Genomic DNA, 10,689 nt, shown 5'->3' with positions numbered 1-10,689 from the left:
CCCCCCCCCCCCCCCCCCCCCCCCCCCCCCCCCCCCCCCCCCCCCCCCCCTTTTTAGATGTGTATAAGAGACAGGCCGTGCACGCCCACCGCGCCGCCCCTGCCGCGCGGCGACGCGCTGCCGGTGGCGCAGCTCTCGGCCAGCGCCTATGAAGACCTGCGCAAGTGCCCGTACCGCTTCTTCGCGCTGCGGCAACTGGGCCTGAAGGAGGCCGATGAACTCGATGCCGAAGTCGACAAGCGCGACTTCGGCCTCTGGCTGCACGAGACGCTCAAGCGCTTTCACGAGGCATTGGCCGCAGCGCCCACCAGCGCCGCCGGAGAACGCCGCGCCATGCTCGACGCCGCCGCCGAAGCCGCGACCCGCGCGCGCCGCCTGGCGCCCGAAGAATTCCTGCCCTTCGCCGCCACCTGGCCGCAGGCGCGCGACGGCTACCTGGCCTGGCTGGCCGAGCACGAGGCCGGGGGCGCCCGCTTCGCCTGGGCCGAGTCCTGGCGCGAGCAGCCGCTGGGCCGGGTCACGCTGGTCGGCCAGATCGACCGCCTGGACCACACCGGCCACGGCGAGGCCGCCACCGCGCTGGTGCTGGACTACAAGACCGAAGCCCTGCAGACCACGCGCGAGCGCCTCAAGCGGCCGGGCGAGGACACGCAGCTTGCTTTCTACGCCGCCTTGCTGGAAGACGACGCGTTGCGTGCGGCCTACCTCAACGTGGGGGAGAAGGGGCCGACCACCTTTGTCGAGCAGGACGATGTAGTGGCGGCGCGCGACCTGCTGGTCGAGGGCATTCTGGAGGACCTTTCGCGAATTGCGGAAGGGGCTGTGATGCCGGCGTTGGGGGAGGGGGTTGTTTGCGAATACTGCTCGGCTCGGGGCTTGTGTCGTAAGGATTTTTGGAGTGTTGCTTGAGGGGTTTTTCTGATTTGAGCTGTGCTTGTCTTGCTGACGGCGGGTGCCGGGTCTCGGCCCGGCGGCCGACCTACCTTGTCTTTGCTTCGCCAAAGAAAAGTAGGCAAAAGAAAGGCGAGCCGGAGTCAGGGCCCCTTCGGGGTTCCCTGCGCTGCTCGCGCCGAGCGGGGTCTCACCCAACTCGCTTCGCTCAAACACGGGTGAGCCCTTATCCGCTCGGCGCTGTGCTGCTCGGCCCTGCCAACGGCGCAGGCGGACAACCGGATACCAATATAGGGCCGAGCGCAGCGATGGCCCGTGCGGCTGGCCGGGGTCCCCTCTGTGGTGTCGAGGAGCGGAGGTGGGGGCAGGTTGCCCGCAGCGAAGCGGAGGGACGGCGAGGACTGTCTGAGCCGAAGGCGAGTTCCGCAGCCGCCTGCCCCCACCGAGCACCGCAGAGCAGTCCGGCAAAGCCGGACCGCCACAGTGGGGTCGCCTTCTCTTTGGTGACTTTCTCTTGGCGAGACAAGAGAAAGTTACTGCGCCGCCGGGCGCATATCCCGGCACCCGCCGCCAGCAAGGCAGCACAAGGCGCCAAGCCGTGACCGACCACACCAACCTGGCCTACGAACACAACGGCCGCCGCATCCCGCGCGAGCGCTTCTACGCCATCGCCTGCGACCCGCGCCGCAGCGTCGCGGTCGAGGCCTGCGCGGGCGCGGGCAAGACCTGGATGCTGGTCTCGCGCATCGTGCGGGCCTTGCTGGAGGGCTGCGCGCCGCATGAGATCCTGGCCATCACCTTCACCAAGAAGGCGGCCGGCGAGATGCGCGAGCGGCTGCAGCAATGGCTGGCCGACTTCGCCGCGATGCCGCCCGAGCGGCGGGCGGCCGAACTGCGCGCGCGCGGCGTGCCGGAATCCGATATTGGCGAGGAAAAAGGCCCGGAGCCCAGGCATGACCTGGGCTGTAAGCTATCAAAATTGCAGCAAGACATGTTCGCGGCCGGCCGCCCGGTGCAGGTGCGCACCTTCCACAGCTGGTTTGCCGCGCTGCTGCGCACGGCGCCGCTGGCGGTGCTGGAGCAGCTCGGCCTGCCCACCAGCTATGAGCTGCTGGAGGACGACGGCGACGCGGTCGCGCGCGTCTGGCGGCGCTTCCATGCGGCGGTGCTGGCGGACGCGGCGCTGCATGCGGACTTCGATGCGCTGGTGGCGGCGCATGGGCGCTCGCAGACGCACAAGGCGCTGGAATCCGCGCTGCAGCGGCGCGTGGAATTCACCCTGGCCGATGCGGCCGGGGCGGTGGAGCAGGCCATCGCCCGCTGGGACGCGCTCTGGCCCGACATGGCCGGCGCGGGCGAGACCCCGGCCGACTGGCTGCTGGCCCAGCGCGAGCCGCTCTACGCCGCCGCGCGCGCGCTCGGCCGCGCCAGCGCCAAGACCTTCTCCGCCAAGGGCGCCGAACTGGAGCAGGCGGTCACGGCGCAGGACGCCGCCGGCGTGCTCGCCGCGCTGCTGACCCAGGCCGGCGAGCCGCGCAGGTTCGGCGACAAGCTCGAAGGCATCGACCAGATCCGCGCCGCGCAGGAGCTGGCCCGGCGCTGTGCCGAGGCCCAGGCCCAGCACGCGGCCTGGCTGCACCACCAGCGCATGGCGCGGCTGGTGCGCCTGCTGGTGGCCGAGTACGCGGCCCTGAAGCGCGAACGCGGCTGGGTCGACATGAACGACGTCGAGCGCGCGGCCCAGGCCATGCTGTCCGACCCGGTGCTGGCCGGTTGGGTGCAGCAGCGGCTCGACGCGCGGGTGCGGCACCTGCTGGTCGATGAGTTCCAGGACACCAACCCGCTGCAGTGGCAGGCGCTGCAGGCCTGGCTGTCGGCCTACGTCGGCGCCGGCGCGGGCGATGCGCCCAGCGTGTTCCTGGTGGGCGACCCCAAGCAGAGCATCTACCGCTTCCGCCGCGCCGAGCCGCAGGTGTTCCGCGCCGCGCAGCGCTTCGTGGTCGAAGGCCTGGGCGGCGACCGGCTGGCCTGCGACCACACGCGGCGCAACGCGCCGGCCGTGATCGACGCGGTCAACGCCGCCATGGGCGCGGCGCAGCAGGCCGGCGAATACGAAGGCTTTCGCCCGCACACCACCGAATCGGATGCAGCCGGCATGGTGCTGCGCCTGCCGGTCGTGCCGCGCGAGGACAAGGCCGGGCAGCAGGCCGCCGCCCCGGCCTGGCGCGACAGCCTGAGCGAGCCGCGCGTGCTGCCCGAAGACACGCTGCGCCACCGCGAATGCCGCCAGGCCGCCGCCTGGCTGGTGGCGCAGATGGCCGAGCGCGGCCTGCACCCGCGCGACGTGATGGTGCTGGCGAGGCGCCGCGTGGCGCTGTCGGCCATGCAGGACGCGCTGCGCGAGGTGCGGGTGCCGGCGCAGCAGCCCGAGAAGACCGATCTGCGCGACGCGCCCGAAGTGCAGGACGTGATCGCGCTGCTCGATGCGCTGGTCTCCAACGGCCACGACCTGTCGCTGGCGCGCGCGCTGAAGTCGCCGATCTTCGGTTTCAGCGACGACGATCTGGTGCAGATCGCCTTGGCCCGCCAGCGCCTGCGCGCGACCGGCGCGGCGGACCAGGCCTGGTGGGGCGTGCTGCGCGAGCCCGACGATGCGCTGCCGCCCGGGCTGAAAGACAGGCTCGCCGCCACCGGCCAAACCTTGCTGCGCTGGCGCCGGTGGCTGGAGCGCCTGCCGCCGCATGACGCGATCGACGCCATCTACCACGACGGCGACCTGCTGGCGCGCTTTGCCGCCGCCGCGCCCGCCGCGCTGCGCGGCACCGTGCTGGCGCGGCTGCGCGCCGTGCCGGGCGCGGCGCTGCAGATCGACGCCGGCCGCTTCGTCACCGCCTATGGCTTCGTGCGCAGGCTCAAGGCCGGCGGCATCAAGGCGCCGGTGCGCGCCGACGCCGACGCGGTGCGGCTCCTGACGGTGCACGGCGCCAAGGGCCTGGAGGCCGAGCTGGTGCTGCTGCTCGACACCGACGCCGCCCCGGCGCGCGGCGAGACCATGGGCGTGCTGGTCGACTGGCCGGGCGAGGCGCCGGCGCCGCGGTCGCTGCTGTTCTTCGCCAGCGAAAGCCGGCCGCCGCCGGGCGCGGCCGGCGCCATCGCCGCCGAGCAGGCCGAGCGCCGGCGCGAGGAACTCAACGGCCTGTACGTGGCCACCACCCGCGCGCGGCGCCGGCTGGTGCTCTCCAGCGTCGAGCCGCACCGCGCCAACCCCGGCAGCTGGTGGCGCCGGCTCGAAGCGCTCGCCACGCCGGAGGACGCGGTGCAAGGCCCGGCCCTTGCAGCGCCGCAGCCGCCGGCGGAAACCGGGTTTTCCATGCCATTTCTGCCTGAAGCCCAGGCAGTACCTGGGCTTCGTGCTATGGAAATTGAAGTGCCGCCCGAGCCCGAGGCCGAGAGCGCCGAATCGGCCATCGGCCAGGCCATGCACCGGCTGCTGGAATGGTCGAGCGCCGGCAGCACCGGCTTCACCGACAGCCAGCGCAGCGCCGCCGCGCGCGAATGGGGCCTGGACGCGGACCAGGCCGCGCGCGCGGCCGCGCTGGCGCTGCAGGTGCGCAACGGCGAAGGCCGCTGGGCCTGGGACGACGCGCTGCTCGACTGGCAGGGCAGCGAGGTCCCGGTCACCCATGCCGGGCAGCCGCTGCGCATCGACCGCCTGGTGCGCCGCCGCGACACCGGCGAATGGTGGGTGCTGGACTACAAGTCCGCCGCCGCGCCCGAGCGCCGGCCCGCCTTGCGCGCCCAGTTGCAGGCCTACCGCGCGGCGGTGCAGGCGGCATTCCCGGGCGAGCCGGTGCGAGCGGCCTTCCTGTCGGGGCAGGGCGCGTTGCTGCCGCTCGACGCGCCGCAGCCGCCCGCCGGGCAGCGCCCCGCGCCCATGCGCGACACTCCAGCCCCGCCGCCTTCCGCGCAGGGCGATCTTTTCTCCGAATGAGCCGCATGCCTGATTCCGTTTCCTCCTTCGTCGCCGTCATCGGCGCCGGCCCGGCCGGGCTCATGGCCGCCGAGCAACTGTCCGCCGCCGGGCAGGCCGTGCACGTCTACGACGCCATGCCCTCGGTGGGGCGCAAGTTCCTGCTGGCCGGCCGCGGCGGGCTCAACCTCACGCATTCCGAGCCGCCAGCGCTCTTTGCCAGCCGCTACGGCGCGCGCCAGGCCGGGATCGCGCCCTGGCTCGCGCGCTTTGGCGCCGACGCGGTGCGCGCCTGGGCCGAGGGGCTGGGCGTGGGCACCTTCGTCGGCACCTCCGGCCGCGTGTTTCCCACCGACATGAAAGCCGCCCCGCTGCTGCGCGCCTGGCTGCACCGCCTGCGCGCGGCCGGCGTGCAGTTCCACATGCGGCACCGCTGGCGCGGCTGGCAGGGCGAGGACACGCTGGTGTTCGACACCCCCGCGGGCGAGGCCACGGCGCAGCCTGCCGCCACCGTGCTGGCGCTGGGCGGCGGCAGTTGGGCGCGGCTGGGCTCCGACGGCGCCTGGGTGCCGCTGCTGGAGGCGCGCGGCGTGCCGGTGCTGCCGCTGCAGCCGGCCAATTGCGGCTTCGACGTGGCCGGCCGCAGCCCGGGCGCGAGCGCCGAGAGCCGGCGTGACTTCCTGAAGGAACTGCTCGGCCGCGGCCCGGCCCCCGCCGGCGGCTGGACGCCGCACTTCGTCGAGCGCTTTGCCGGCCAGCCGTTCAAGTCGGTGGCCATCACGTTCGCCGGCAGCGACGGCCGCAGCTTCGCGCGGCGCGGCGAGTTCGTCGCCACCGCCACCGGCGTCGAGGGCAGCCTGGTCTACGCCGCCTCGGCCCTGCTGCGCGACGAGATCGCGGCGCAGGGCGCGGCCACCTTCCACCTCGACCTGCTGCCCGACCGCACGCCCGAGCGGGTGCTGGCCGAGGTGCGCCACCCGCGCGGCGCGCGCTCGCTCTCCAGCCACCTCAAGAGCCGGCTCGGCCTGGACGGCATCAAGGCCGGCGTGCTGCACGAACTGCTGGACAAGGACGCCATGGCGAACCCCGAGGTACTGGCCGCCGCCATCAAGGCGCTGCCCATCACCGTGACCGCCCCGCGGCCGCTGGACGAGGCCATCAGCACCGCCGGCGGCGTGCCCTTCGAGGCGCTGGACGCCCACCTGATGCTGGCCGCGCTGCCCGGCGTGTTCTGCGCGGGCGAGATGCTCGACTGGGAGGCGCCCACCGGCGGCTACCTGCTGACCGCCTGCATGGCCAGCGGGGTGGCTGCGGCGCAGGGGGCGCTGGCCTTTCTCGGCAAGCGGGCGCTGGGCAAGACATAACCTGTTGATTGGTCTGGCAATAGGGAAAACCCCATTATTTTGGGACGACCCTCTACAATCCTGCCGCGCTCCGGTGTTTGATCTGGAGCAAAAGATGTGCGGATGGGATCGATATGTTGTTGAAGACGGTACGCCTGGTGTGGCTGGGCCTGGTGGTGTCGGTGGCGGCGGTGTCTGCCCAGGCACAGACGAAGAAGGTCGACGTGCTGCTGGTGGGCGGCGGCATCATGAGCGCGACGCTCGGCGTGCTGCTGCATGAGCTGGAGCCGCAGTGGTCCATGACCATGGTCGAGCGCCTGGACGCGGTGGCCCAGGAAAGCTCCAACGGCTGGAACAACGCCGGCACCGGCCATTCGGGCCTGGCCGAACTGAACTACACGCCCCAGGGCAGCGACGGCAAGGTCAGCATCGCCAAGGCCATCGAGATCAACGAGGCGTTCCAGGTCTCGCGCCAGTTCTGGGCGTCGCAGGTGCGGCGCGGCGTGCTGAAGAACCCGCGCTCCTTCATCAATTCCACGCCGCACATGAGCTTCGTGTGGGGCGACGACAACGTGGCCTATCTCAGGAAGCGCTACGAGGCGCTGCAGGCCAGCCCGCTGTTTCGCGGCATGCAGTATTCGGAAGACCCGGCGCAGATCGCCCAATGGGTGCCGCTGATGATGCAGGGGCGCGATCCCAGGCAGAAGATCGCCGCCACCTGGATGCCGGTGGGCACCGACGTGAACTTCGGCGAGATCACCCGCCAGTTCGTCAGCCACCTGCAGAGCCAGCCGCAGTTCTCGCTGCAGCTCTCCAGCGAAGTGCGCGGCATCGACCGCAATGCCGACGGCACCTGGCGCGTGTCCTACGTCAACACCAGGTCGGGCGCCCCGAAGCAGGATGTGGACGCCAGGTTCGTCTTCATCGGGGCCGGCGGCGGCGCGCTCAAGTTGCTGCAGGCCTCGGGCATTCCGGAGGCCAAGGACTACGCGGCCTTCCCGGTCGGCGGCTCCTTCCTGGTCACCGACAAGCCCGAGATCACCAGCCGCCACCTGGCCAAGGCCTACGGCAAGGCCTCCGTCGGCTCGCCGCCGATGTCGGTGCCGCACCTGGACACCCGCGTGCTCGACGGCAAGAAGGTGCTGCTGTTCGGCCCGTTTGCCACGTTCTCGACCCGGTTCCTCAAGGAAGGCTCCTTGCTCGACCTGTTCACCACGGTGCGCCCGCACAACATCGGCCCGATGCTGCGCGTGGGCGTGGACGAGTACCCGCTGGTCGAGTACCTCGCCGGCCAACTGATGCTGTCCGACGAAGACCGCTACCAGGCGCTGAAGGAGTACTTCCCCCTGGCCAGGAAGGAAGACTGGCGCCTGTGGCAGGCCGGCCAGCGGGTGCAGATCATCAAGCGCGATGCCGACAAGGGCGGCGTGCTCAAGCTCGGCACCGAAATCGTCAGCTCGCAGGACCGCAGCATCGCCGGCCTGCTGGGCGCATCGCCCGGCGCATCGACGGCCGCGCCGATCATGCTCGACCTGCTCAAGACCGTGTTCAAGGACAAGCTCGCCACACCCCAATGGCAGGCCCGCCTGCGCGAGATCGTGCCGAGCTACGGCACCAGGCTCAACGACAGCCCGGCCAGGGTGTACGAGGAATGGCGCGCCACCAGCGAGGTGCTGCAACTGGCGCCGCCCCCGCGCATCGATCTGGGGCCGTCGCCAGCCGCCGCCGCTGGCGCCGCCGACACCCGGCCGCGCCCGGCCAAGGCCAGCGAAAGCGTCGCGTTGTAAGCGCTGCAAGCAAACGAATGCCCGGCTCCTGCGAGGGAGGCCGGGCTTTCTTGCGCGCATGGAAAAGCCGATGCGCGAACAGGAAGTGGGGAGGGGAGGTTGACGAGCCTGATCCTGGCACTGGCTCCACAGTTAGGGCTGCTTGGTTCCCCACCTGACCCGGTTGGCCGCTTCCCCATGCAGGGAGGCCCGTCAGCCGCCAGTATACCCGCGCGCGCCCGAGCCGGCCTGCGCCCCCCGTAGAATCCCGGCACATGTCCTATCTCGTGCTCGCCCGCAAATACCGTCCCAGAAACTTCACGGAGATGGTCGGCCAGGAGCACGTGGTGCAGGCACTCTCCAACGCGCTGCAGACGCAGCGGCTGCACCACGCCTACCTGTTCACCGGCACCCGCGGCGTGGGCAAGACCACGGTGTCGCGCATTCTTGCCAAGTCGCTCAACTGCCTGGGCCCCGACGGCCAGGGCGGCATCACCGACCAGCCCTGCGGCGTGTGCCAGGCCTGTCGCGACATCGACGCCGGCCGCTTCGTCGACTACACCGAACTCGATGCCGCCTCCAACCGCGGCGTGGACGAAGTCCAGTCCCTGCTAGAACAGGCGGTCTACAAGCCGGTCGCGGGCCGCTTCAAGGTCTTCATGATCGACGAAGTGCACATGCTCACCAACACCGCCTTCAACGCCATGCTGAAGACGCTGGAGGAGCCGCCCGAGTACCTCAAGTTCGTGCTGGCCACGACCGATCCGCAGAAGGTGCCGGTCACCGTGCTGTCGCGCTGCCTGCAGTTCAACCTGCGGCCGATGGCGCCCGAGACGGTGCAGCAGCACCTGGGCGCCGTGCTGCAGGCCGAGAGCGTGCCGGCCGAGCCGCAGGCGCTGCGCCTGCTCGCGCGCGCGGCGCGCGGCTCGATGCGCGATGCGCTGTCGCTGACCGACCAGGCGATCGCCTTCGGCAACGGCCGGCTCGAGGAAGAGCCGGTGCGCCGCATGCTCGGCAGCGTGGATCGCTCGCATGTCTTCAGCCTGATCGGCGCCCTGGCCGAAGGCGATGGCCGCACCGTGGTGGACACCGCCGAGACCCTGCGCGCCCATGGCCTGTCGGCGGCCTCCACGCTGGAGGAGATGAGCGTCGTGCTGCAGCGCATGGCGGTGCTGCAGGCCGTGCCGCAGATGGCGGCGGCGGTGGATGCGGCCGACGCCGAGGCGGTGGCGATCGCGCGTTTGGCAGAGGCCATGCCGGCCGATGAAACCCAGCTGCTCTACAGCCTGTGCCTGCACGGCCGCGCCGAGCTGGGCCTGGCGCCCGATGAGTACGCCGGCCTGACCATGGTGCTGCTGCGCCTGCTGGCCTTCAAGCCAGGGGCTGCCACGGCCGCGGCGGAAAAAAAAAGCCCGAAGCCGGCTGAGCCGCCTGCGCCCGCGCCCGCACCGGCGCCGCTGCCACCATCACCGGCTCCGGAGCCCAGGCCCGCCGCCCCGCCGCCACCGGCACCGGTGGCGCCGGTGGCGCCCGAGCCCGTGCCGGAACCGGCGTCCTATGGCAACGCCCCCATGCCGCCGCCGCTGGACGCCGACGGGCCGCCCTGGGAGGCCGACGAGCGGGACTATGAGCCCGAGCTGCCGCCGGCCTCGCCCCCCGCCCGGCCTGATGCGGCCGAGGTCGTGGCGATACCGGTGCGCGTGCAGCCCGAGCCGGGGCCGCGCACCCAGCCGCGCGCCGAAGCCTTCGTGCCCGGGCGGCCGGTACCGGCGAGCTTCACGCCCACGCAAGAGGGCGAGGTCTGGTACGCCGTGGTGCGCGAACTGATCGCGGCGGAGGCCATCACCGCGCTGGTGCGCGAACTGGCGCTGCAGTCGCAACTGGTGGCGCGCGACGGCAGGCACTGGATGCTGCGGGTCGAGCGCGAGTCGCTCAACCAGCCGGTCAGCCGCGAACGCCTGCGCGCCGCCCTGGCCCAGGCCGGCCACGCCGATGCGCTGAGCGTGGAAGTGGGCGTGGTCATCGACAGCCCGGCCCGGCGCAATGCCGTGGCCGCCGCCGAGCGCCAGCGCCGCGCGGAAGAAATCATCGAGAGCGATCCCTTCGTGCAGCAGATGGTGCGGGACTTTGGCGCGAAAATCGTGCCTGGAAGCATCAGGCCGCTGCCCCCGCAGGGCGCTTGAATCCCTTATTTGGAAACACAAGGAATCCCATGTTCAACAAAGGACAACTCGCCGGCCTGATGAAGCAGGCGCAGGCCATGCAGGACAACCTCAAGAAAGCCCAGGACGAGCTCGCCACGATCGAGGTCGAGGGGGAGTCTGGCGCCGGCCTGGTCAAGGTGCTGATGACCTGCAAGCACGACGTCAAGCGCATCACCATCGACCCGAGCCTGCTCGCCGAGGACAAGGACATGCTCGAAGACCTGGTGGCCGCCGCCTTCAATGCCGCCGTGCGCAAGGCCGAGGACACCAGCCAGGAGAAGATGGGCAAGCTCACCGCCGGCATGCCCGGGCTGCCGGGCGGAATGAAGTTCCCGTTCTGATCGCCCACCCCGGGCGGCGTGCACGATGAGCCGATTCGCCATCTCCCTGGCCTGTCTCTTATACACATCTAAAAGGGGGGGGGGGGGGGGGGGGGGGGGGGGGGGGGGGGGGGGGGGGGGGGGGGGGGGGGGGGGGGGGGGGGGGGGGGGGGGGGGGGGGGGGGGGGGGGGGGG

General features: G+C 71.7%; 6 protein-coding genes and 1 other RNA gene. 6 read left to right on the top strand and 1 reads right to left on the bottom strand.

The features are described from left to right. The first annotated feature begins 123 nt into the window (after positions 1 to 123). The 4 genes from JHD63_RS19805 (at position 124) to mqo (ending at position 7,991) form a co-directional block, all read left to right on the top strand. The gene (locus JHD63_RS19805; protein ID WP_370590586.1) at positions 124 to 909 is read left to right on the top strand and encodes a RecB family exonuclease; all 786 of its coding nucleotides are present in this window, start codon (positions 124 to 126) and stop codon (positions 907 to 909) included. A gap of 580 nt (positions 910 to 1,489) precedes the next feature. Continuing rightward, the gene (locus tag JHD63_RS19800; RefSeq protein ID WP_198972524.1) at positions 1,490 to 4,882 is read left to right on the top strand and encodes a UvrD-helicase domain-containing protein; all 3,393 of its coding nucleotides are present in this window, start codon (positions 1,490 to 1,492) and stop codon (positions 4,880 to 4,882) included. Positions 4,883 to 4,887: 5 nt separating this feature from the next. After that, complete coding sequence (locus tag JHD63_RS19795; RefSeq protein WP_198972523.1) at positions 4,888 to 6,225, top strand: TIGR03862 family flavoprotein; 1,338 nt, start codon at positions 4,888 to 4,890, stop codon at positions 6,223 to 6,225. 113 nt (positions 6,226 to 6,338) lie between these two features. Next, the gene (mqo, locus tag JHD63_RS19790; protein ID WP_198972522.1) at positions 6,339 to 7,991 is read left to right on the top strand and encodes a malate dehydrogenase (quinone); all 1,653 of its coding nucleotides are present in this window, start codon (positions 6,339 to 6,341) and stop codon (positions 7,989 to 7,991) included. 98 nt (positions 7,992 to 8,089) lie between these two features. Here the strand turns inward: mqo and ffs are convergent. Further along, positions 8,090 to 8,185, bottom strand: an RNA gene (ffs, locus tag JHD63_RS19785) — signal recognition particle sRNA small type. Between the two features lie 60 nt (positions 8,186 to 8,245). Here ffs and dnaX point away from each other — a divergent pair. Together dnaX and JHD63_RS19775 are read left to right on the top strand one after the other, a co-directional pair. Next, the gene (gene dnaX / locus JHD63_RS19780) at positions 8,246 to 10,153 is read left to right on the top strand and encodes a DNA polymerase III subunit gamma/tau (protein ID WP_198972521.1); all 1,908 of its coding nucleotides are present in this window, start codon (positions 8,246 to 8,248) and stop codon (positions 10,151 to 10,153) included. Positions 10,154 to 10,182: 29 nt separating this feature from the next. Further along, on the top strand, positions 10,183 to 10,515 hold the full coding sequence (locus JHD63_RS19775; RefSeq protein ID WP_198972520.1) for a YbaB/EbfC family nucleoid-associated protein: 333 nt from the start codon (positions 10,183 to 10,185) through the stop codon (positions 10,513 to 10,515). Positions 10,516 to 10,689: the final 174 nt, after the last annotated feature.

It is taken from the genome of Xylophilus sp. ASV27, from assembly GCF_016428875.1.
In the GTDB taxonomy this organism is placed as follows: Bacteria; Pseudomonadota; Gammaproteobacteria; order Burkholderiales; family Burkholderiaceae_C; genus Xylophilus.
Note: the sequence above shows the minus strand (reverse complement) of the source record. Positions and strands in the feature narration are given on the sequence as shown.

What these genes read in the sequence shown, in the direction of transcription:
- JHD63_RS19795 (WP_198972523.1), top strand. Translation starts at nt 4,888, where the DNA reads ATGCCTGATTCCGTTTCCTCCTTCGTCGCCGTCATCGGCGCCGGCCCG.
- dnaX (WP_198972521.1), top strand. Translation starts at nt 8,246, where the DNA reads ATGTCCTATCTCGTGCTCGCCCGCAAATACCGTCCCAGAAACTTCACG.
- JHD63_RS19775 (WP_198972520.1), top strand. Translation starts at nt 10,183, where the DNA reads ATGTTCAACAAAGGACAACTCGCCGGCCTGATGAAGCAGGCGCAGGCC.
- mqo (WP_198972522.1), top strand. Translation starts at nt 6,339, where the DNA reads ATGTTGTTGAAGACGGTACGCCTGGTGTGGCTGGGCCTGGTGGTGTCG.